The 21,322-nt window shown below is 70.7% G+C and carries 17 protein-coding genes; 6 read left to right on the top strand and 11 right to left on the bottom strand.

Going from position 1 to position 21,322, the window contains the following annotated elements; all coding sequences use genetic code 11:
• The 5 genes from pgi to tkt form a co-directional block, all read right to left on the bottom strand.
• Positions 1-1,544, bottom strand: a 1,544-nt coding sequence (pgi, locus tag KUF83_RS31830; protein ID WP_217458468.1) for a glucose-6-phosphate isomerase, incomplete at its 3' end; no start/stop codon positions are given.
• On the bottom strand, positions 1,537-2,469 hold the full coding sequence (opcA, locus tag KUF83_RS31825) for a glucose-6-phosphate dehydrogenase assembly protein OpcA (RefSeq protein WP_217458467.1): 933 nt from the start codon (positions 2,467-2,469) through the stop codon (positions 1,537-1,539). The genes opcA and pgi, both read right to left, overlap by 8 nt.
• Entirely contained in the window at positions 2,466-4,100 is a 1,635-nt protein-coding gene (zwf, locus tag KUF83_RS31820) for a glucose-6-phosphate dehydrogenase (protein WP_217458466.1), read from the bottom strand. Before zwf ends, opcA begins: the two co-directional genes overlap by 4 nt.
• A complete protein-coding gene (tal, locus tag KUF83_RS31815; protein WP_217458465.1) occupies positions 4,097-5,266 on the bottom strand; it encodes a transaldolase in 1,170 nt (389 codons plus the stop codon). The genes zwf and tal overlap by 4 nt, the downstream gene beginning before the upstream one ends.
• Positions 5,267-5,285: 19 nt before the next feature.
• Entirely contained in the window at positions 5,286-7,361 is a 2,076-nt protein-coding gene (gene tkt, locus KUF83_RS31810) for a transketolase (protein WP_217458464.1), read from the bottom strand.
• A gap of 146 nt (positions 7,362-7,507) precedes the next feature.
• On the opposite strand from tkt, the gene KUF83_RS31805 reads away from it, so the two are divergent.
• Positions 7,508-8,407, top strand: a complete 900-nt coding sequence (locus KUF83_RS31805; RefSeq protein WP_217458463.1) for an AraC family transcriptional regulator — start codon at positions 7,508-7,510, stop codon at positions 8,405-8,407.
• A gap of 69 nt (positions 8,408-8,476) precedes the next feature.
• On the opposite strand, the gene KUF83_RS31800 is transcribed toward KUF83_RS31805, so the two are convergent.
• A complete protein-coding gene (locus tag KUF83_RS31800; protein ID WP_217458462.1) occupies positions 8,477-9,856 on the bottom strand; it encodes a glycoside hydrolase family 16 protein in 1,380 nt (459 codons plus the stop codon).
• A 268-nt stretch (positions 9,857-10,124) separates the two neighbouring features.
• On the opposite strand from KUF83_RS31800, the gene KUF83_RS31795 reads away from it, so the two are divergent.
• Entirely contained in the window at positions 10,125-11,195 is a 1,071-nt protein-coding gene (locus KUF83_RS31795) for a hypothetical protein (protein ID WP_217458461.1), read from the top strand.
• Between the two features lie 332 nt (positions 11,196-11,527).
• On the opposite strand, the gene KUF83_RS31790 is transcribed toward KUF83_RS31795, so the two are convergent.
• Entirely contained in the window at positions 11,528-12,280 is a 753-nt protein-coding gene (locus tag KUF83_RS31790; RefSeq protein WP_217458460.1) for an IclR family transcriptional regulator, read from the bottom strand.
• A gap of 13 nt (positions 12,281-12,293) precedes the next feature.
• Entirely contained in the window at positions 12,294-12,722 is a 429-nt protein-coding gene (locus tag KUF83_RS31785; protein ID WP_217458459.1) for a MarR family transcriptional regulator, read from the bottom strand.
• 286 nt (positions 12,723-13,008) lie between these two features.
• Here KUF83_RS31785 and KUF83_RS31780 point away from each other — a divergent pair, with 286 nt between their 5' ends.
• From KUF83_RS31780 to KUF83_RS31765, 4 genes are read left to right on the top strand one after another with little or no spacing between them, the layout of a single operon-like run.
• Positions 13,009-13,926, top strand: coding sequence for an SDR family NAD(P)-dependent oxidoreductase (locus tag KUF83_RS31780; protein WP_217458458.1), 918 nt, complete (start codon positions 13,009-13,011; stop codon positions 13,924-13,926).
• A 3-nt stretch (positions 13,927-13,929) separates the two neighbouring features.
• Positions 13,930-14,814, top strand: coding sequence for an amidohydrolase family protein (locus KUF83_RS31775; RefSeq protein ID WP_217458457.1), 885 nt, complete (start codon positions 13,930-13,932; stop codon positions 14,812-14,814).
• Positions 14,815-14,851: 37 nt separating this feature from the next.
• Complete coding sequence (locus tag KUF83_RS31770) at positions 14,852-16,363, top strand: long-chain fatty acid--CoA ligase (RefSeq protein ID WP_217458456.1); 1,512 nt, start codon at positions 14,852-14,854, stop codon at positions 16,361-16,363.
• Positions 16,364-16,372: 9 nt separating this feature from the next.
• On the top strand, positions 16,373-16,828 hold the full coding sequence (locus KUF83_RS31765; protein ID WP_217458455.1) for a MaoC family dehydratase: 456 nt from the start codon (positions 16,373-16,375) through the stop codon (positions 16,826-16,828).
• Here the strand turns inward: KUF83_RS31765 and KUF83_RS31760 are convergent.
• The 3 genes from KUF83_RS31760 to KUF83_RS31750 form a co-directional block, all read right to left on the bottom strand.
• The gene (locus KUF83_RS31760) at positions 16,819-17,646 is read right to left on the bottom strand and encodes a PaaX family transcriptional regulator C-terminal domain-containing protein (RefSeq protein WP_308403219.1); all 828 of its coding nucleotides are present in this window, start codon (positions 17,644-17,646) and stop codon (positions 16,819-16,821) included. The genes KUF83_RS31765 and KUF83_RS31760 overlap by 10 nt on opposite strands.
• A gap of 73 nt (positions 17,647-17,719) precedes the next feature.
• Entirely contained in the window at positions 17,720-19,390 is a 1,671-nt protein-coding gene (locus KUF83_RS31755) for a histidinol-phosphatase (RefSeq protein WP_217458454.1), read from the bottom strand.
• Between the two features lie 36 nt (positions 19,391-19,426).
• Positions 19,427-21,286, bottom strand: a complete 1,860-nt coding sequence (locus tag KUF83_RS31750) for a LamG-like jellyroll fold domain-containing protein (protein ID WP_217458453.1) — start codon at positions 21,284-21,286, stop codon at positions 19,427-19,429.
• Between the last annotated feature and the right edge of the window lie 36 nt (positions 21,287-21,322).

Below are 21,322 nucleotides of genomic sequence, written 5' to 3'. Positions count from 1 at the left end.
AGGACCTTGCCGAGCTCGACGCCCCACTGGTCGAAGGAGTCGATGTTCCAGATCGCGCCCTGCACGAACACCTTGTGCTCGTAGAGGGCGATCAGCTGGCCGAGGACCGAGGGGGTCAACTCGGCGGCCAGGACGGTCGTGGTGGGGTGGTTGCCGCGGAACGTGCGGTGCGGCACCTGCTCCTCGGGAACCCCCTCCGCCCGCACCTCGTCGGCGGTCCTGCCGAACGCGAGAGCCTGGCCCTGGGCGAAGAGGTTCGCCATCAACAGGTCGTGCTGGGCTGCGAGTTCGGGACCCAGGTCGTCGACCGGGTTGACGAAGCCGATCAGGTCGGCCGGGATCGTCTTCGTGCCCTGGTGGAGCAACTGGTAGTAGGCGTGCTGCCCGTTGGTGCCGGGCGTGCCCCACACCACCGGGCCGGTCTGCCATTCCACCGGGTGCCCGTCGCGGTCCACGGACTTGCCGTTGGACTCCATGTCGAGCTGCTGGAGGTACGCGGTGAACTTCGACAGGTAGTGCGAGTACGGCAGCACCGCATGCGCCTGCGCGCCGAAGAAGTCGCCGTACCAGACGCCCAACAGGCCGAGTAGCAAAGGCGCGTTGGCCTCGGCGGGTGCGGACCTGAAGTGCTCGTCGACGATCCTGAAACCGTCGAGCATCTCCCGGAAGCGGTCCGGGCCGATCGCGATCATCAGGGACAGGCCGATGGCGGAGTCGTACGAGTAGCGGCCGCCGACCCAGTCCCAGAACTCGAACATGTTGGCCGTGTCGATGCCGAAGTCCGCGACCTTCCGGGCGTTCGTCGACAGCGCCACGAAGTGCTTGGCCACGGCGTGCGGGTCGCCGCCGAGCCCGGCGAGCAGCCAGGTCCGTGCCGAGGTCGCGTTGGTGATGGTCTCGATGGTGGTGAAGGTCTTCGAGGCGACGACGAACAGCGTCTCGGCCGGATCCAGGTCGCGCACGGCCTCGTGCAGGTCGGCCCCGTCGACGTTCGACACGAAGCGGACCGTCAGATCGCGGTCGGTGAAGGCGCGCAGTGCCTCGTAGGCCATGGCCGGGCCCAGGTCGGAGCCGCCGATGCCGATGTTGACGACAGTGCGGATGCGCCTGCCGGTGTGCCCGGTCCACTTGCCGGAGCGGACCTGTTCGGAGAAGTCGGCCATCCTGTCGAGGACCGCGTGCACCTTCGGCACGACGTTCTCGCCGTCGACCTCGACGACCGCGTCACGCGGGGCGCGCAGCGCGGTGTGCAGGACCGCCCGCTGCTCGGTGACGTTGATCCGCTCACCGCGGAACATCGCGTCACGCAGGCCGAACACGTCGGTGGCGGTGGCGAGTTCCTGGAGCAGCGCGAGTGTCTCGTCGGTGATCAGGTGCTTCGAGTAGTCGATGAGCAGGTCGCCCACACGCACGGTGTAACGCCCGGCGCGCTCCGGGTCCGCGGCGAACAGCTCGCGCAGCCGTGGATGGAGGAGCGGGCCGGCGCGGTGGTCCTCCAGCGCGGTCCACTCGGGCCGGCGGGTGAGCTTCGGTGTGTCAGGCACGGCTCTCCCTCTCGGATTCGTCGCCGCGCAGGGCGACGGCGTACATCTCGTCCGCGTCGAGGCGGCGCAGTTCCTCGGCGATCAGCTCGGAGGTGCTGCGGACCTTCAGCGCGAGGGTGCGCGAGGGCTGGCCGGGCAGGGAGAGCGTCGCGAGCGGGCCCTCGGGCCGGTCGATGACGATCTCGCCGTTCGCGGTGCCGAGCCGGACGGCGGTGACCACGGGCCCGGCGGTGACGACCCGCTCGACCGAGACGCCCAGGCGGGCCTCCAGCCAGCGGGCCAGCAACTCGGCGCTCGGGTTCTCCGCCTCGCTCTCGACCGCGGCCGAGGTGATGTCCGTACGGGCCTGGTCGAGGGCGGCGGCCAGCATGGAGCGCCACGGGGTCAGCCGGGTCCAGGCCAGGTCGGTGTCGCCCGGCGCGTACGCGGCGGCGCGCGCCTCCAGGGCCGCCAGCGGGGTCTCCACGGCGTACATGTCGGTGATCCGGCGCTGGGCGAGCGCGCCGAGGGGGTCCTTGGCCGGAACCTCGGGCGCGTCCACCGGCCACCAGACGACGACCGGCGCGTCCGCCAGCAGCAGCGGCAGGACCACCGAGTCGGCGTGGTCGGACACCTCGCCGTACAGCCTCAGGATGACCGTCTCACCGGTACCGGCGTCGGCGCCCACCCGCACCTCGGCGTCGAGGCGCGAGTTCGTCCGGTCGCGCGGGGTGCGGGCGTGCCGCTTGATGACGACCAGGGTGCGCGCGGGGTGCTCGTGCGAGGCCTCCTCGGCCGCCTTGATCGAGTCGTACGCGTTCTCCTCGTCCGTCACGATGACCATCGTCAGGACCATGCCCACGGCTGGCGTGCCGATGGCGCGGCGGCCTTCCACGAGGGCCTTGTTGATCTTGCTTGCCGTGGTGTCGGTCAGGTCGATCTTCATGGCCTGCGCCAGCTCCGTCCGTCTCGTGCGAGCATCTCGTCGGCTTCCTCGGGACCCCAGCTGCCCGAGGCGTACTGCGCCGGCCTGCCGTGCGTGTCCCAGTAGCCCTCGATCGGGTCGAGGATCTTCCAGGACTCTTCCACCTCCTGGTGACGGGGGAAGAGATTGGCGTCGCCGAGCAGCACATCCAGGATCAGGCGTTCGTACGCCTCCGGGCTGGACTCGGTGAACGACTCGCCGTACGCGAAGTCCATCGACACGTCCCGGATCTCCATCGACGTACCCGGCACCTTCGATCCGAAGCGCACCGTCATGCCCTCGTCGGGCTGGACACGGATGACGATCGCGTTGGCGCCGAGTTCCTCGGTGGCGGTGGAGTCGAACGGGGAGTGCGGGGCCCGCTGGAAGACGACGGCGATCTCGGTGACGCGGCGGCCCAGGCGCTTGCCGGTGCGCAGGTAGAAGGGGACGCCCGCCCAGCGGCGGTTGTCGACCTCCAGCTTGACCGCCGCGTACGTGTCGGTCGTCGACTCGGGGTCGATGCCGTCCTCCTCGAGGTAGCCGCACACCTTCGCGCCGCCCTGCCAGCCGGTCGCGTACTGGCCGCGCACGGTGTGCTCGCCCAGGTTCTCCGGGAGCTTCACGGACTTGAGGACCTTGAGCTTCTCGGTGAGCAGCGAGTCGGCGTCGAAGGCGATGGGCTCCTCCATCGCGGTCAGCGCCATCAGCTGGAGCAGGTGGTTCTGGATGACGTCACGGGCCGACCCGATGCCGTCGTAGTAGCCCGCGCGGCCGCCGATGCCGATGTCCTCGGCCATCGTGATCTGTACGTGGTCGACGTACGACCGGTGCCAGATGGGCTCGTACATCTGGTTGGCGAAGCGGAGCGCCAGGATGTTCTGGACGGTCTCCTTGCCGAGGTAGTGGTCGATGCGGAAGACCTGCTCGGGGTCGAACACGTCGTGCAGGACCTTGTTCAGTTCCCGCGCGCTCCTGAGGTCGTGGCCGAACGGCTTCTCGATGACGGCCCGCCGCCAGGAACCCTCCGGCGCGTTCGCCAGCCCGTGCTTCTTGAGCTGCTGGACGACCTTCGGGAAGAACTTGGGCGGTACGGAGAGATAGAAGGCGTAGTTGCCGCTGGTACCCCGGGAGGCGTCCAACTCCTCGACCGCGGACCGCAGTTGCTTGAACGCCTGGTCGTCGTCGAAGTCGCCGGGGATGAACCGCATGCCCTCGGCGAGCTGCTGCCAGACCTCCTCACGGAACTCGGTCCGCGCGTGCTCGCGCACCGAGTCGTGCACGATCTGCGCGAAGTCCTCGTCCTCCCAGTCGCGCCGGGCGAAGCCCACGAGGGAGAAGCCCGGCGGGAGCAGTCCACGGTTGGCCAGGTCGTACACGGCCGGCATGAGCTTCTTGCGCGACAGGTCGCCCGTCACTCCGAAGATGACCAGGCCGGAGGGGCCGGCGATCTTGGGCAGGCGCCGGTCGCGCGGGTCACGGAGGGGGTTGTCCCAGTCGGACGCGAGGTCCAGGACCTCGTGGAGGGACGCGGGCCTCAGGTCGGCCGCGGTCGCGTCCGGGGCGGCGCCGGACGCCGTCGCCGGGGACTCCTCGGGAAGTTTCTCGCTCATTTTCCGTCCACTCCCTTGCTGCTCAGCGAGGCCGCGACCGAGTCCAGCAGCTCGCCCCAGGCGGCCTTGAACTTCGCAACACCCTCGTCCTCCAGCTGCCGCACGACCTCGTCGTACCCGATGCCCTGCTTCTCGACGGCGTCGAGGTCCGCGCGGGCCTGTGCGTAACCGCCGCGCACCGTGTCGCCGCGGATCTCGCCGTGGTCGGCGGTGGCGTTCAGGGTGGCCTCCGGCATCGTGTTGACCGTGCCGGGCGCGACGAGCTCGTCGACGTACAGCGTGTCCTTGTAGGCCGGGTCCTTGACGCCCGTCGAGGCCCACAGCGGGCGCTGCTTGTTGGCGCGGGCCCCGCCGAGGGCGGTCCAGCGGTCGCTCCCGCGTGCCGAACCGTCGGCGGTGCCGAACCGGCTCTCGTACGCCTCGTACGCGAGCCGCGCGTTGGCCAGCGCCGCCCTGCCCCGCAGACCGAGGGCCTCGTCCGTGCCGACCTTCGCCAGCCGCTTGTCGATCTCGCTGTCGACGCGGGAGACGAAGAAGGAGGCGACGGAGTGGATGGTGGCGAGGTCGAGCCCGGTGGCCTGTGCCTTCTCCAGGCCTGCCAGGTAGGCGTCCATGACCTCGCGGTAGCGCTCCAGCGAGAAGATCAGCGTGACGTTGACGCTGATGCCCAGGCCGATGACCTCGGTGATCGCGGGCAGCCCTGCCCGGGTCGCCGGAATCTTGATCATCACGTTCGGGCGGTCGACCAGCCAGGAGAGCTGCTTGGCCTCGGCCACCGTCGCCCTCGTGTCGTCGGCCAGGCGCGGGTCGACCTCGATGGAGACCCGGCCGTCCCGGCCGCCCGTCGCGTCGTACACCGGACGCAGGAGGTCGGCGGCGGCGCGCACATCGGCCGTGGTCATCATCCGTACGGCCTCGTCGACCGTGACGCGGCGGGCGGCGAGGTCGGCGAGCTGCTCCTCGTACCCTTCGCCGGACCCGATCGCGGCCTGGAAGATGGAGGGGTTGGTGGTCACGCCGACGACGTGCCGGGTCCCGACGAGCTCGGCGAGGTTGCCGGACGTGATGCGCTCGCGGGACAGGTCGTCCAGCCAGATGGACACGCCCTCGTGGGAGAGGGCCTTGAGGGTTTCCGCGGTTGCGGTTGCTTCGGTCACAGTGATCATCTTCCTTCGTGCGGTCGGATCAACCGCGGAGGGCCGCGAGGGATTCCCGCGCTGCCGCGGCCACGTTCTCGGCCGTGAAGCCGTACTCCGCGAACAGCGTCCCGGCATCCGCGGAGGCGCCGAAGTGCTCCAGTGAGACGACGCGTCCGTGGTCACCGACGTACCGGTACCAGGTGAGACCGATGCCGGCCTCGACCGCCACGCGGGCCTTCACGGATGCCGGCAGGACGCTCTCCCGGTACTCGGCGGACTGCTCCTCGAACCACTCCACGGACGGCATCGACACCACTCGGGTGCCCACTGACCCGGCTTCCAACTGCTCGCGCGCGGCGACGGCGAGCTGCACCTCGGAACCCGTGGCGATCAGGATCACGTCGGGCGTCCCGGTGGAGGCCTCGCGCAGGACGTATCCGCCCTTCGCCGCGTTCTCGTTGGCTTCGTACGTCGGTACGCCCTGACGGGTGAGGGCCAGGCCGTGCGGCGCCGGGTTCGTGGCGTGCCGCCGGGTGATCTCCGCCCAGGCGGTCGCGGTCTCGTTGGCGTCCGCCGGGCGCACGATGTTCAGGCCCGGGATGGCGCGCAGGGAGGCGAGGTGTTCGACCGGCTGGTGCGTCGGGCCGTCCTCGCCGAGTCCGACGGAGTCGTGCGTCCACACGTAGGTCACCGGGAGCTGCATGAGGGCGGACAGGCGTACGGCGTTGCGCATGTAGTCGGAGAACACCAGGAAGGTGCCGCCGTAGATGCGGGTGTTGCCGTGCAGTGCGATGCCGTTCATCTCCGCGGCCATGGAGTGCTCGCGGATGCCGAAGTGGATGGTGCGGCCGTACGGGTCCGCCTCCGGCAGCGGGTTGCCCTTCGGGAGGAACGAACTCGTCTTGTCGATGGTCGTGTTGTTCGAGCCCGCGAGGTCGGCCGAACCGCCCCACAGCTCGGGAAGCACACCGCCGAGAGCCTGGAGGACCTTGCCGGACGCCGCGCGGGTCGCCACCGACGTGCCGGCCTCGAACGTCGGCAGCGCGGCCTCCCAGTCCTCGGGCAGCTGTCCCGCCACGATCCGGTCGAAGAGCTTCGAGCGTTCGGGCCGAGCGGTGCGCCACTCGGCGAGCCGCTTGTTCCAGTCGGCGTGCGCCTCGGCGCCGCGGTCGAGGGCGCGCCGGGCGTGGCGCAGGACCTCGTCGGGGACCTCGAAGGTCCGCTCGGGGTCGAAGCCCAGCAGGCGCTTGGTGGCCGCGATCTCGTCCGCGCCGAGCGCCGAACCGTGCGAGGCCTCGGTGTTCTGCGCGTTCGGGGCGGGCCAGGCGATGATCGTGCGCATCGCGACGATCGAGGGGCGGCCGGTCTCGGCCCTGGCGGCGGTGAGGGCCTCGTGCAGCGCGGGCACGTCGATGTCGCCGCCCAGGGCGGGCTCGATCCGCTGCACGTGCCAGCCGTACGCCTCGTACCGCTTCAGCACGTCCTCGGAGAACGCCGTGGCGGTGTCGCCCTCGATCGAGATGTGGTTGTCGTCGTAGAGGAAGACGAGGTTGCCGAGCTTCTGGTGGCCCGCGAGGGAGGACGCCTCGGCGGAGATGCCCTCCTCCAGGTCGCCGTCGGAGACGATCGCCCAGATCGTGTGGTCGAAGGGCGACTCGCCCTCGGGCGCGTCCGGGTCGAACAGGCCACGCTCGTAGCGGGCGGCCATCGCCATGCCCACCGCGTTGGCGGCGCCCTGGCCCAGCGGGCCCGTGGTGGTCTCGACCCCGGCCGTGTGGCCGTACTCGGGGTGCCCCGGCGTCTTCGAACCGTGGGTGCGGAACGCCTTCAGGTCGTCCAGTTCCAGCTCGTAGCCGGAGAGGAAGAGCTGGGTGTAGAGGGTCAGGGAGGTGTGGCCGGGGGAGAGGACGAAGCGGTCACGGCCGGTCCACTCGGGGTCCGCGGGGTCGTGACGCATCACCTTCTGAAAGAGGGTGTACGCGGCCGGGGCCAGCGCCATCGCGGTGCCGGGATGGCCGTTGCCGACCTTCTGCACGGCGTCCGCCGCCAGCAGACGGGCCGTGTCGACGGCTCGCCGGTCCAGCTCGGTCCACTCGAAGCTGTCAGGTGCCTGCGCGCTCATCTTCAAGAAATCCTTACTGCTGGCCCGGTAACTGCTCTCGTGCGTTCAACCTTAAAAGTCTGACTTTTACCGGGGAAGGTCCTCCTGTGCCAGCCTTTGGTGAAAGTGGGACAACGACTGCGGGACCGAGTCGACACGAGAAGGACATGACGGACACAAGCACCCCGTACGACGACGGCCGGGCCGTCATCAGAACCTTTCCCTTCCCCGTCGACCTGAGCGTTCTCGGCGTGGGCATGCAGGTGGGCCCGATGGAGCCGGGCGGCGGCTGGCATCCGGGCGAGCGGATCGAGAGCGTCCACCGCATCGACTTCCATGTGGTCCTGCTCTTCCGGGGCGGTGCTCCCGTCAGGCACATGGTCGACTTCGACGAGTACGAGGCCGGGGACGGCGAGGTCCTGTGGATCCGGCCCGGTCAGGTGCACCGCTTCTTCTCGGCGGCCGACTACCGGGGCACGGCCCTGATCATGCAGCCGGGCTTCCTGCCCCGCGCCACCGTCGAAGCGACCGGCCTCTACCGCTACGACCTGCCCCCGCTGCTGCGCCCCGACCCGGCGCAACTCGCCGCGCTGGAGAACTCCCTGGCCCAGCTGGAGCGCGAGTACGTCGACACGGGCACCCTGCCGCTCAGCCTGCACACCGCGGTACTGCGGCACACCCTGACCGCGTTCCTGCTGCGTCTGGCCCATCTCGCGGCCGGTGCCGCCGGCACCGCGCACGGGCAGACGGACAGCACCTTCACCCGATTCCGCGAGGCCGTGGAGAAGGGCTTCGCCACCAACCACAGCGTCAGCGCCTACGCCGACGCCCTCGGATACTCCCGGCGCACCCTCGTCCGTGCGGTCCGTGCCGCGACGGGCGAGACCCCCAAGGGTTTCATCGACAAGCGGGTCGTCCTGGAGGCGAAGCGGCTGCTGGCCCACACGGACCTGCCGATCGGCCGGATCGGTGTCGTCGTCGGCTTTCCCGACGCGGCGAACTTCTCCAAGTTCTTCACCCAGCACACGGGGACGACGCCGGTGGCGTTCCGGGCGGAGCTGCGCTGAGACGCCCGTGGAGGGGCGGCCCCGACGGCCCGCCCCTCCACGTCCGAACCTGCTGCCTCAACCTCCTTCTCAGCGAGCGAAGCTGAACCAGTTCACGTTCACGAAGTCCGCGGGCTGGCCGCTCGTGAAGGTCAGATACACGTCGTGCGTGCCGGTGACGTTGCTGATGTTCGTCGGGACGGTCCGCCAGCTCTGCCACCCGCCGGTGTTGGCGAGCGCGAAGGTGCCGACCGGGGCGCTCGTACGGCTGTCGAGGCGGACCTCGACCAGGCCACTGGCGCCGCCCCCGACACCGCTCGCGACCCGGGCGCTGAACTGCCTGGCCGCCGTGGAGCCGAAATTGACGCCCTTGTAGAGGGCCCAGTCGCCGTTCGCGAGGGAGCCGATGTTCTGGCCGCCGCCCGAGTCGGTGGTGGACTCGGTGCTGGTACCGCTCTGGCCGTCGTACGACTCCGCCTGGATCGCGCTGTACGCGTCACGGTTGCCGGTCGGAGGAGGTGTGGTGCCGCCGCCGGACTGCAGCACCTGGACGTAGTCGACCACCAGCGGGTGCCCGGGGACCGTGGCCCCGTCCGGGCCGCCGCCGAAGGCGTCCACGAAACCGCCGCCCATCGCCACGTTCAGGATGATGAAGAAGCCGTGGTTCGTGGCGTTCGACCAGGTCGTCGCGTCGACCTGGTTCGCGCGGACCGTGTGGTAGTTGACGCCGTCGACGTAGAAGCGGATCTCCTCCGGGCTCGTCGACCGGTCCCACTCCATGCCGTACGTGTGGAAGCCGGCCTGACAGGTCGCGCCCGGGCAGGTGGTGGAGCCGCCGAGACCGGTCGTCTCGTTGCACGGGCCGCCCGGGTTCGTGCCGCAGTGCATCGTCGCCCACACGGTGTTCAGGCCCTGGACGTTCTCCAGGATGTCCAGCTCGCCGACGCTCGGCCAGTTGTGGTAGTTGCCGCGGTAGGGCGCGCCCAGCATCCAGAACGCCGGCCAGTAGCCGCGCGCGGCCGCGCCCGTCACGTTCGGCATCTGGATGCGGGACTGGACGCGCAGCTTGCCCCCGGCGGGCGGCTGGAAGTCGGTGCGGTTGGTCTCGATGCGGCCCGAGGTCCAGTTGCCCGCCGCGTCGCGCCGGGGGGTGATGCGGAGGTTGCCGCTGCCGTCCAGGGCCACGTTGTTCGTGCTGGACGTCATGTTCTCGATCTCGCCCGTGCCCCAGTTGGCGGGGCCGCCCGGGTAGCCGTGACCGGTCGCGTACTGCCAGTTCGAGGTGTTGACGCCGGTGCCCGAGGGGCCGTTGAAGTCGTCGACGAAGACCTGTGTCCAGCCGCTGGGCGGCGCGGGCGCGTCCGCCTGCGCCGAGGCCCCGGCCGCCGCGAGGCTCAGGACGCTGACCAGTGCGATGAGTGTGCGTCGGAGTGGACCACGTCTGACAGGTGTGCCTGAAGTTTCCCTCATGGGTGCCTCTTCGGGTACGGAGTGGGGGTGCAGGGGTGGTTGAGAGCGCTCTCATCGCAGCTGCGCGGGCCAATGTGCTCTTCGGCGCCCGGGTCGTCAAGAGGTAAAGCAGAGAAAGCCGTGCAGAGGGCGGGGAGTTCACGCAATGAAGGGGCGGACCGCCGTGTCCCCGTTCGGGTCCTCGACCGGTGGCACGGTCCGGGGCCTGTTCGGTCACGTATCGGAGAAGGGGAGCGGTCCCCGGCCGCGGCCCGGGAAGTGTGGGGGCATGGCTGGACGCGGGGGACGCGCGGGATGTCTGATCAACGGTTGTCTGGGCGTGCTGATGCTCGCGCTCGTGATCGTCGTGGGTGTGATGGTGTCCGTCTGGAACACCGGAAGGGAGGCCAGGGCCGAGGCGCGGGACCAGGTCACCGGGGCCGCCGAGGGCGCGCGGGACCGTCTGGCGAAGGCCGCCGCCGACGGCGTGCTGCTGGACACGGAGATCCAGCGGGCGGTGGTCGGCGTCGAGAAGTCGACGGAGTCGATCGAGCGGCGTGGCGGGCGGGTGACGATCACGACCCGGTTCGTCGGCGTGGTGCCCGGAATGCTGATCGGCGGGGCCCATGACGAAGGCTGCTACCGGTTCGAGGTCGTCCCGGCCGCGAACCCGCCGAAGGTCGAGGTGCGCGAACTGCCGTACGAGGCATGTTCGTTCCCGCCGGGTAAGCCCTCCCCTCCGAGGCCTGCGGACGTGGCCGACGACATCGCCGTCGAGGTGCGCACGGCCCTGGCCGACGGCGGGGTCGAGCGCGTTCGGACCGCCGAGGTCTGGAAGACCCGGGGCGTCGAGGTCCAGGAGACCGAGACCAGCGGCGGTCAGCATGTCGCTCACGTCTGGCTGCGCGGCGGCACAGGGCCGGAGGGCCGGGACTGCTACGAGTTCCGGGCGAGGGAGGATTCCGGCACGGTCGACGTCAAGAAGCTGAAGCCGGACGGCTGTTACCGCCTGGAGCGTGAGCGTTACGCCGCGGAGGAGAAGGCTCATCGTGCCGAACTCGACAAGAGCGCCCGGAAGATCGAGCGTCAACTGGAGAAGGCGGCGGCAGACGGCCGGCTGACCGACGCGGAGCTGCCGCGGGCTCTCTCCCTCCCCGCGAAGGACGACATGAGCGGTGAGTGGGTCACCGGCCCGGACGTCGCGCCCGAGAAGGTGGAGCGCTCGTCCACCGCCGTGGTCGTCGTCGCACGGGTGACCGCGCCGAACGCCTCGTGGTGCTACGAGTTCCGTGCCCGACTCCCCGCAGGGGCGGTCACACGCCACTACCTCAGTGACGGCTGCCCGTTTCAGCCCCAGTAGCCCCAGTAGCCCCAGTAGCCCCAGTAGCCCCAGTAGCCCCAGCCGCAGCAGCTCCAACTCCAGCGACAGCGACAGCGACATCGGCAGCGACATCGGCAGTGATGACGGCGAAGGCCCGGTCCGAGAAGGCCGGGGCCAACGCGCAGTGCCTCAGGGATAGTTCAGCGATGCTCGGCGAGTTCGCGGCGGGGCGCCGGAGCCTCCTCGCTCAGGCCGAACCGGTCGTGCGTCCGCCGCAGCCGCCCCGGTGCCCATTGCTGGAGGGCAGGGTCCTCACCGGTGAGAGGGATGTCCGAGGGCCGGTCCGTGGGGCCACCGGTGGGCCCGGGGCGTCACGACGGCTGCGGCTGCCATCCGAGCGCCCGGGAGATCCCGCGCGCGGCGAGCCGGACGGCGGGGATCAACGCCGGTGTGTGCGCGTCGCGTTCGGGTACCACCACCGAGACGGCCGCGGTCACCGAGCCGTCCGCCCCGCGCACGGGTGCGGCCACCGACAGTGCGTCCTCGGTGATCTGACGACTGCTCACCGCCACGCCGGAGCGCCGGACTTCGGCCAGGACCCGACGGAGCGCGGCCGGGTCCGTGAGGGTGTGCGGCGTGAAACCCGCGAGGGGCCCGCCGCAGTACGCCTCCTGGAACGCCCACTCGCAGTGGGCGAGCAGCGCGAGCCCCACCCCGGTCGCGTGCAGCGGCCAGCGCGCGCCCACCTGGATCTTCACACCGACGGCCGAACGGCCGGAGATCCACTCGATGTAGACGACCTCGGCGCCGTCACGGACGGCCAACTGCACGTTCTCGTGGGTGGCTTCGTAGAGGTCCTCCAGATAGGGCAGCGCGACCTGCCGCAGCGCGAGGCCCCGCGGGGAGAGCGCCGCGATCTCCCACAGCCGCAGGCCCACGTGGTAGATCCCGGTCGTGTCGCGCTCCAGTGCGCCCCAGTCGCTGAGCGCGCCCACGAGCCGGTGCGCGGTGGTGAGCGAGAGCCCGGCGCGGCGGCTGATGTCCGTGAGGGAGAGCGCCGGGTGGTCGTGGTCGAAGGCGGCGAGCACGGCCAGGAGGCGGCCGGGCGCGGACGGCGCGGTCATGAGCCGGGCGGGGTCATGAGTCGAGTTCGGTCTCGGCGACCCGCTGCAGCAGCGAGTGCAGCATGTCCCGCTCGGCGGGGCCGAGGGGCCGGAGCAGGTCGTTCGTCACGCGCAGCCCCGCCTGGTCGGTGTCGCGCAGGAACGCGCGGCCGTCCTCGGTCAGCACCACGGTGCGGCTGCGGCGGTCGTCGGGGGAGGGGCGGCGCTCGGCGAACCCGAGCTTCTCCAGGTCGTCTACCAGGCCGACGATCGCGCTCGGGTCGTAACCGAGCCGCGAGCTCAGCTCCCGCTGGAGCGCGCCCTCGGAGGTGGCGAGGAAGCGCAGCAGGGCGTAGTGCCGCAGCCGCAGGCCCGACTCCTGGAGGAACGTGTTGAACAGCTGCCCGGAGCGCAGGCCGAGCCGGTACAGCAGGTAGCCGGTGTCCGCGTGCAGTGCGCGCATCCACGGCTCCTGGTCGTCGATGGAGGCGGCGGGGCCCACGGCGTGGTCTGGGGCGTGCGGCTGGCGGGCGATGGCGGGCTCCCTGGTCCTGGCCCCGGGAGGGGGCGGTGCTGCGTGCTTCCTCGGACATCCTCCGTACGGCATGGCGCCCGTACGGGACCAGCATGGCGCACAGATCGAACAGCAACAACTATTGACGTCAACAATTATTGTCCTTAGCTTCGATCTCGTAGCCGCAGCTCGGCTCTGGCAGCCGCGCCGACCCAAGCGTTGAAGGGACCCCCTCGTGCCCAGCATCGATCTCACCGGCAAGGTCGCCGTCGTCACGGGCTCCGGCCGTGGCCTCGGCCTGGCCTACGCGCACGCCCTCGCCGCCGCAGGCGCCTCCGTGGTCGTCAACGACGTCGACGAGGCCGTGGCCGAGCAGGCCGTCAAGGCGATCACCGAGGCGGGCGGCACCGCCGTGGCCGAGGTGGTCGCGGTCGGTACCACCGAGGCCGCGGACCGGCTGGTGGGCCGCGCGGTGGAGGAGTTCGGCCGCCTCGACGTCCTGGTCACCAACGCGGGCATCCTCCGCGACAAGGTCCTGTGGAAGATGACCGACGAGGACTTCGACGCGGTGATCACCACGCACCTCAAGGGCACCTTCACCTGCGCCCGCGCCGCCGCCGTACGCATGCGCGAGCAGGGCGAGGGCGGCACGCTGATCCTGGTCGGCTCGCCGGCCGGGCAGCGCGGCAACTTCGGACAGACGAACTACGCCGCCGCCAAGGCCGGCATCGCCGCCATGGCCCGTACGTGGTCGATGGAACTGGGCCGCGCGAGCATCACCGTCAACGCGATCGTGCCGGTCGCCGCGACCGCCATGACCGAAACCATCCCCGCCTTCGCGCCCTACATCGAGGCCATGCGCGGCGGCGAGCCCCTGCCGGACTTCCTCCGCAAGGGTGAGGGCTTCGGCTCCCCCGAGGACTGCGCCGCGCTGGTCCCGTTCCTGGCCTCCGAGGCCGCCCGCGGCGTGAGCGGCCAGGCCATCGGCATCGGCGGCGACAAGGTGACCCTGTGGTCGCACCCTCAGGAGATCAGGGCGGCGTACGCTGACGGTGGCTGGACCCCCGACACCCTCGCCGACGTCTGGCCCACCTCGCTGGGCGCCGAGCCGCAGAGCGTCGGCATCCCCGCGCCGAAGTTCCCGGAGGCGTGAACCATGGCGAACCTCAACGTCGAGGAACTCGTCGCGATCGACGTCCACACCCATGCCGAGGTCTCCTCCAAGGGCGCCTCCTCCCTGGACGACGACCTGCACGAGGCCTCCAGCGCCTACTTCAAGGTCGAGGGCAAGCGGAAGCCCACCCTGGAGGAGACGGCCGCCTACTACCGTGAGCGGAAGATGGCCGCCGTGATCTTCACGGTCGACGCCGAGTCCGCGACCGGCACCGAGCCCGTCCCGAACGAGGAGGTCGCCGAGGCGGCCGCCGCCAACCCGGACGTACTGATCCCCTTCGCGTCCATCGACCCCTTCCGGGGGAAGGCGGGCGTGAAGCGAGCCCGCCGCCTGGTCGAGGAGTACGGGGTGAAGGGCTTCAAGTTCCACCCCAGCATCCAGGGCTTCTTCCCCAACGACAGGTCGGTCGCGTACGACCTGTACGAGGTGATCGAGGAGACCGGCACCATCGCCCTCTTCCACACCGGGCAGACGGGCATCGGCGCGGGTGTCCCCGGCGGCGGCGGGATCAGGCTGAAGTACTCCAACCCGCTGCACGTGGACGACGTCGCCGCGGACTTCCCGCACCTGAAGATCATCCTGGCGCATCCGTCCTTCCCCTGGCAGGACGAGGCCCTCGCGGTCGCCACCCACAAGCCGGGCGTCCACATCGACCTGTCCGGCTGGTCGCCGAAGTACTTTCCGCCGCAGCTCGTGCAGTACGCCAACACCCTGCTCAAGGACAAGGTGCTGTTCGGCTCCGATTACCCGGTCCTCACCCCGGACCGCTGGCTCGCCGACTTCGCGAAACTCCCCATCAAGGACGAGGTCCGGCCGAAGATCCTCAAGGAGAACGCGGCCCGGCTGCTCGGGCTCACCAAGGCATAGGGGCACCCCATGTGCAACGAAGGACAGGGGCACGGACATGCGCAATGAGGGACTGGGGTCGTGGCCGGCCCGCCGGGCCCGCAAGACCCCGCACCGCACCGCCCTGATCCACCACGACACGACGCTCACCTACGGCGGGCTGTACGAGCGCACCACCCGGCTCGCCCACGCCCTGCGCACCTCCGGAGTGCGCCGCGGCGACCGGATCGCCTACCTCGGCACCAACCATCCCTCGTACCTGGAGACCCTGTTCGCGGCCGGCACCCTCGGCGCGGTCTTCGTCCCGCTCAACACCCGCCTCGCGGGGCCCGAGATCGCCTACCAGCTGGGCGACTCCGGCGCCAAGGCCCTCGTGTACGGCCCGTCGTTCGCGGGCCTCGTCGCGGGACTGCCGGGCAACAGCGATGTGCGTACGTACGTCGAAGTGGGCGCCGAGTACGACCGGTTGCTCGCCTCGGCCTCCGACGAGGCGATCGACGAGCCCGTCACCGCCGACGACACCTGCATCATCATGTACACCTCGGGGACCACGGGCCGCCCCAAGGGCGCCATGCTCACCCACGGCAACCTGACGTGGAACTCGGTCAACGTCCTGGTCGACCAGGACGTGATCGCCGACGAGCGCGCCCTGGTGTCCGCGCCGCTGTTCCACACCGCCGGGCTGAACATGCTCACCCTGCCGGTCCTCCTCAAGGGCGGCACCTGCGTCCTCGTCGAGGCCTTCGACCCGGCGGCCACCTTCGACCTGATCGAACGGCACCGGATCACCTTCATGTTCGGGGTGCCCACCATGTTCGAGCAGGTGGCCCGCCATCCGCGCTGGGCCGACGCCGACCTGTCCTCCCTGCGGATGCTCAGCTGCGGCGGCTCGCCCGTGCCGACCCCGCTCATCGCCGCCTACCAGGAGCGGGGCCTCACCTTCCTCCAGGGCTACGGCATGACCGAGGCCTCGCCGGGGGTGCTCTTCCTGGACGCCGAGCACGCGGTCGGCAAGGCGGGGTCGGCGGGCGTGCCGCACTTCTTCAGCGACGTGCGCGTCGTACGGCCCGACCTCACCCCTGCCGACGTCGGCGAGACCGGCGAGGTCGTCGTACGAGGGCCCCACGTCATGCCCGGCTACTGGGGGCTCCCCGACGAGACCGCCGCCGTCTTCAGTGACGGCTGGTTCCGCAGCGGGGACGCAGCCAAGGTCGACGAGGACGGCTACGTCACCATCGTCGACCGCATCAAGGACATGATCATCTCGGGCGGCGAGAACATCTACCCCGCCGAGATCGAGGACCAGCTCCTCGCCCACCCCGACATCGTCGAGTGCGCGGTCATCGGTGTGCCCGACGAGAAGTGGGGAGAGGTGCCGCGCGCGGTCGTCGTACCGCGCGAGGACGTCGAGCTCGACCCCGACGAGGTGCTCGCGTCCCTCGCCGGACGCCTCGCCAAGTACAAGATCCCGAAGTCGGTGGTGCTCGCGGAGGAACTCCCGCGCACCGCCTCCGGGAAGCTCCTCAAGGCCCGTGTCCGCAAGCGGTACGGCACCGACTCCAATAGCTAGGGAAGCCATATGAGCATCACCGTGAACGGCATCGACGAACTCAAGAAGCTCGCGGGCAGCGACCTCGGCACCAGTGAGTGGATCGACGTCACCCAGGAGCGCGTCAACACGTTCGCCGACGCCACGGGCGACCACCAGTGGATCCACGTGGACGAGGAGAAGGCCAAGGAGGGCCCGTTCGGCGCGCCCATCGCCCACGGCTATCTCACCCTCTCCCTCTTCATCCCGCTCTTCACCGAACTGCTGGACGTCCAGGGCGTCACCACGAAGGTCAACTACGGCCTCAACAAGGTGCGTTTCCCCGCGCCCGTGAAGGCCGGCTCCCGCATCCGCCTCGTCGCGAAGCTCACGGACGTCGAGGACGTACCGGGCGGCGTGCAGATCACGGTCGACGGCATGATCGAGATCGAGGGCGCGCCCAAGCCGGCGGCGGTCCTGCAGAGCCTGTCCCGCTTCTACGCCTGATCCCTGACGGGCACCAGGTCGAGAAGCCGTTCCGCCGCCTCCCGCGCGAGCGGGGTCAGCCGGGTGTACACCGTCCGGAACGTCTTCTCGGCCCGCTCGGCCGGCCAGTCGTCCGGCAGGTGCTTGACCGGCAGCCGCGGATCGCGCCGGACGACCTGCAGCCATTCCGTGGACAGCCGCAGCCGCAGCCCGAGAGCCTCGTCGGGCTCGGGCTCCGTCGCCTCCCAGCGCTGCCAGTGGTCGGCGAACATCTCGTAGCGCGTGGCCAGTTCGTCCAGCGACCAGGTCTCCTCGATCATCGCGCCGATGTCCATGCCCGCGTCGGCGTGGGCGCGGAAGATCTTCACATGGGCGGACAGGCCCAGCTCGGCGACGAGCCCCGACACGTCGGCCTCGCCGGGCGCGATCCACAGCCCGCCGAACAGCGGGCCGAAGCCGCTCCACGTCAACTGCGCGCGCAGATCGTGCCGTTGGCGCTGCCAGGACTCGGGCAGCGAGAAGCCGAGCAGCGTCCAGGTGCCGTCCCACCGGCGGTTGACGGCCCCCTCCTCCCAGATCCGGTGCTCGCCGTCCCGCAGCACGGCCTCCGAGCGCTCGGTCAGTCCGAAGTACATGCGGCGCCCCTCGCGCTGGCGCCGCAGCAGACCGCGGCCGACCATGCGCGTCAGCGTCGAGCGGGTCGCGTGCTCGCCGACACCCGCGCGCCCGAAGACGTCGATGACGCTTCCCGAGTACACGCAGACGTCCCGGCCGAGCACCTGGTCGCCCAGGAACGACAGCATGAGGGACTGGGGCCGCAGCGCCTCGTCAGTGGTCACCCGGCTTACGGTACGCCCGTCGATCAGCTCGTGACCAGGTAGTACGGGCGTACCGGCCGCTCGCGCGCCGTCCTCACCGGCCGTCCACCACCTCCACGAACACGGGGTTCGAGTAGAACCACGTGTCGGTCCACGGATCACCGTCGCCCGGCTCGTGCGCGATCGGTCCGTGCGGGTCGACCGAGGCGCCCAGGTACCCGGCGCCGTGCCGGTTGCCGTCGCTGCCGCGCAGCCGCACGTAGAAGGACTCGTCACCGGCGGTCAGCGGGACACGCAGGGTGTACGTGCCCGTGCGGCCCGCCACGTCCACCGTGTGCGTGACCCTCGTGTCGGGTGCGCGCCAGTCGTCCCGGTCGGCGGCGGGGCCGCGCACGGCTCCGCGGATCACGTCGACGTGGGCGAGCTTCGGCAGGATGTCGTGCGGGTTGCGGCGCGAGGCCGTGGTCACGGTGACGTTCAGGGTGAGCCGGTCGCCCCTGCGGACGCGCAGCCGCCCGCCCAGGGTGACGCCCCGGCCGTGGTCGCGGTCCCGCCCGAGCCGTACGTCGAGACCGTCGAGCAGATGCCCGTGGTCGAGCCAGACCCGGCCCGCGCGCAGGCCCGCCATCACCGCGCGGTAGCCGTAGTGGGTCACGCCCACGTGGGTGCGGCTGAACTGGCCGGGCCAGAAGTCGCCGCCCGGCTGCGGTTCGGTGGTGTCGACCGGGTCGGGCAGGCGGCCGGTGTTGTCGAAGTTCTGCCCGGCCGGCCAGTCGCCGTTCTTCCAGGTGTCGAACACCACCCGGTGCACGTCGGAGTTGGTGGTGATCGTGAACAGTCTGCCCTCGGAGAGCATGGCGTCCCACATGCCGCCGACGGTCGCCGTCATCCAGTCGAAGCCGCCGTAGGTGACGTACGCGTCCGCCGGGTAGCCGGGCCAGGAGTCCGCCGAGGGCTTGTTCTCGTACTCGCCGCGCATCGAGGTGGGACCGCGCCAGCCGGGGATGGCGCCGCCCTGGGCGCCGGGCGCGCCCTCCATGCCGATCATGATCTCGGGGGCTGCGTCCCGCCAGCCCCGCATCTCGTGCGGGGAGTCGATCCCCAGCCGCGACGGGTGGTTGGCGAAGACCAGCACGTCGTCCACGTATCCCGAACGGCGCTGCTCGGCGAGCCACTTGATGGCCTTGACGGCGTGTGCCTCGTTGCGCGGGGTGTCGGGGTGGGTGGGGCCGCCGGCCGTGTAGCCGAGCAGCTTTCCGTCGTAGGCCAGCTCGAACCGGGTGAGCAGGTCGACCTCGTGGCGGCCCGGAGCCGCGAAGATGGTGCAGTGCTCGGCGCCCGGGATGTACCACTCCAGGCCCTGGAAGATCAGCTGGCGGGGGTTGGCCGCGCGTGCCTTCAGGATCTCCTTGTGCTCCAGCTTCGCCCCGTACGCGGCGTGCCCGAAGTTGGAGTGCTCGTTGAACACCATCCAGTCGAGGCCGTACTTGGCGCTCGCGCGGGCGAGTTGGGCGAAGGTGTACTTCGCGTCGTGGCTGTAGACGGAGTGCACGTGGTGGTCGCCGACGAGGTAGGCGAGGCGCGGGTCGTTGCCGCCGAGGCCCCGGCTGTGGGCCGCCGCGGGGGCCGCGAGCGGTCCGGCCGTGAAGGCCGCGCCGAACAGGCCCGCGCGGCGCATGAGCCCGCGGCGGGAGACGCCCTGCGCGTCGAGCGAGGCGGGCGGGACGGACGGATCGGCCCAGTCGGGCAGTTGCTGCTCGGTCATGGTCTGGTGAGTCCCTCTGAGTCTGAGGCCGACGTGTCAGTGGTTCATGAACGACGTGACGGGCAGGGCGCGTCCGACGATCCGCACGTCACCGAGCCGGCCGTGCAGGATCTGGTCGATCTTCCCGGCGTACTCGTAGCCGCCGAGCAGCCAGGGCAGTCCGACCGAGGTGATCCCGACGGCCGCCGCCGCCGGGTTGCGCACCACCGGGCAGCCCTGCACGTACAGGGTGGTGTGCCGTCCGTCGTTCACGACGGCGAGGTGCCACCACGTCTCCAGAGGGGTCTCCTGACCCCAGTTGGTCGCGATGGTCTGCTGGTTGAGCGGACGCATGGCCCACTGCGGTTCGCGGTCGTTCGACAGGGACAGCGTGGCCAGGGGCTCGTCCGGGTCGTCGCCGGTCCGGCCCGCGGCCCCACCCGTGCCCGTGCGGCCGAGCAGGCCGGCCCACGCGTGGCGCGCGGGGTCCCAGTCGGCGGGCAGCCGGTAGAAGGCCTCGATGGTGTAACCCGACTTGAACGTGGCCGAGTTGAGAGGCGCACCGTCGACCGTCCGCAGGTAGGCGCCCTTCAGTGGGGGCTTGCCGCCGTGGAAGTCCAGACTGCCGTGCCCCGGCTGGTCGGGGTGGTGGTCCGACGACCAGGTGAGCGTGCCGCCCGCGACCGTGACCACCGAGAGGTCGTTGCCGTGTCCCGAGAGGTCCCGGACCGTGCCGGTCACGGCGGCCCCGTCGTCCCTGCCGTCGAACCGCCAGTAGGCGGCCGTGCCCCGGACCAGCATCTTCGACGCGGGACGCGCCGGGCGCGCGGGCACCGGGGCGAAACCGGAGAACCGCTCCTCGAAGTCGATCCCGACCGAGAACCGGTCGTCGTCACCGCTGAGTTCGCTCTCCTGGCGCTCCAGTTCGTTGAGCCCCTTCGCGGCCCGGCCGAGGATCCACGGGGACACCGTCTCCACGTCCACGGTGTTCCGGTCGAGGTCGAAGCGGTAGAGGCGGATCATCGCCGCGCCGCCGAAGTAGCGGTTCTGATAGTTCGTCAGATGCAGGTGGACGTCATGTCCCGCCGCGTTCTTGCGCGTTGCCCGGGCGGCCGGCCAGTAGTGCCCGTTGAGGGTGAGGAAGATCTGGTCGTGGTCCTCGATCAGCCGGTCCCACAGCTGCTGCCCGTAGGCGGACAGCGAGTCGTCCTCGTCGACCAGTTCGTGCGTCGTGAGGATCACCGGCGTCCTCGGATGCCGGGCGATGACGTCCTCGGCCCACGCGTAGCCCTTCGCCGACAGACGCCAGTCAAGCGCCAGGACCATCCACTGACGTCCGGCGGCGCGGAAGAGGTGGAAGGAGTTGTAGCCGTCGGGGGAGGTCCCGCCGAACGTGGGCCTGCCCTTGAAACGGGCGGGTCCGAAGACGTCCAGGAACGGGGTCGGGCCGCGCTGGTCGTCCGTCGACGACTTCACGTCGTGGTTGCCCGCCAGGACGCTGTAGCCGACGCCCTGCCGGTCGAGCAGCCGGAACGCCTCGCCGATCGCCGCGCACTCCTCCTTCGCGCCGTTCTGCGTCAGGTCGCCCAGATGGGACAGGAACACGATGTTCTCGTCCCGCCCGTGCTCCAGCAGATAGCGCAGGGACGCCTCCACGGGCGCCCTGTCGATGCTCGGCCCGTCGAAGAGGTACTGCGTGTCGGGCATCACGGCGAGGGTGAAACGGCGGCTGTCGGTGTCGGGTCTCCAGCGGGTCCTCGACGCCGGCGCCGCCTGTGCCGTGGCCGTCGGCAGCGCGACCGCCGCGGTGGCCGCGCCGATCAGGGCGGTCGCCCGGAGGAAGTTCCGCCGTCCGGCGCCCGCCTGCCCGGCCTCCGCCGGGGGCTGGTCCTGGTCGTGCTCATGCGAAGTACACACGTCTGCTCCGTGGAAGCGTGAAAACCCGAAGGGGGC

It is taken from the genome of Streptomyces sp. BV286 (genome assembly GCF_019090165.1).
GTDB lineage: Bacteria > Actinomycetota > Actinomycetes > Streptomycetales > Streptomycetaceae > Streptomyces.
Note: the sequence above shows the minus strand (reverse complement) of the source record. Positions and strands in the feature narration are given on the sequence as shown.

Excerpts from the sequence above, each read along its gene's own strand:
- KUF83_RS31795 (WP_217458461.1), top strand. The coding sequence starts at position 10,125 with ATGGCTGGACGCGGGGGACGCGCGGGATGTCTGATCAACGGTTGTCTG.
- opcA (WP_217458467.1), bottom strand. The coding sequence starts at position 2,469 with ATGAAGATCGACCTGACCGACACCACGGCAAGCAAGATCAACAAGGCC.
- KUF83_RS31800 (WP_217458462.1), bottom strand. The coding sequence starts at position 9,856 with ATGAGGGAAACTTCAGGCACACCTGTCAGACGTGGTCCACTCCGACGC.
- KUF83_RS31805 (WP_217458463.1), top strand. The coding sequence starts at position 7,508 with ATGACGGACACAAGCACCCCGTACGACGACGGCCGGGCCGTCATCAGA.
- KUF83_RS31785 (WP_217458459.1), bottom strand. The coding sequence starts at position 12,722 with ATGCGCGCACTGCACGCGGACACCGGCTACCTGCTGTACCGGCTCGGC.
- KUF83_RS31790 (WP_217458460.1), bottom strand. The coding sequence starts at position 12,280 with ATGACCGCGCCGTCCGCGCCCGGCCGCCTCCTGGCCGTGCTCGCCGCC.
- KUF83_RS31755 (WP_217458454.1), bottom strand. The coding sequence starts at position 19,390 with ATGACCGAGCAGCAACTGCCCGACTGGGCCGATCCGTCCGTCCCGCCC.
- zwf (WP_217458466.1), bottom strand. The coding sequence starts at position 4,100 with ATGAGCGAGAAACTTCCCGAGGAGTCCCCGGCGACGGCGTCCGGCGCC.
- KUF83_RS31765 (WP_217458455.1), top strand. The coding sequence starts at position 16,373 with ATGAGCATCACCGTGAACGGCATCGACGAACTCAAGAAGCTCGCGGGC.
- tkt (WP_217458464.1), bottom strand. The coding sequence starts at position 7,361 with ATGAGCGCGCAGGCACCTGACAGCTTCGAGTGGACCGAGCTGGACCGG.
- KUF83_RS31775 (WP_217458457.1), top strand. The coding sequence starts at position 13,930 with ATGGCGAACCTCAACGTCGAGGAACTCGTCGCGATCGACGTCCACACC.
- KUF83_RS31770 (WP_217458456.1), top strand. The coding sequence starts at position 14,852 with ATGCGCAATGAGGGACTGGGGTCGTGGCCGGCCCGCCGGGCCCGCAAG.
- tal (WP_217458465.1), bottom strand. The coding sequence starts at position 5,266 with ATGATCACTGTGACCGAAGCAACCGCAACCGCGGAAACCCTCAAGGCC.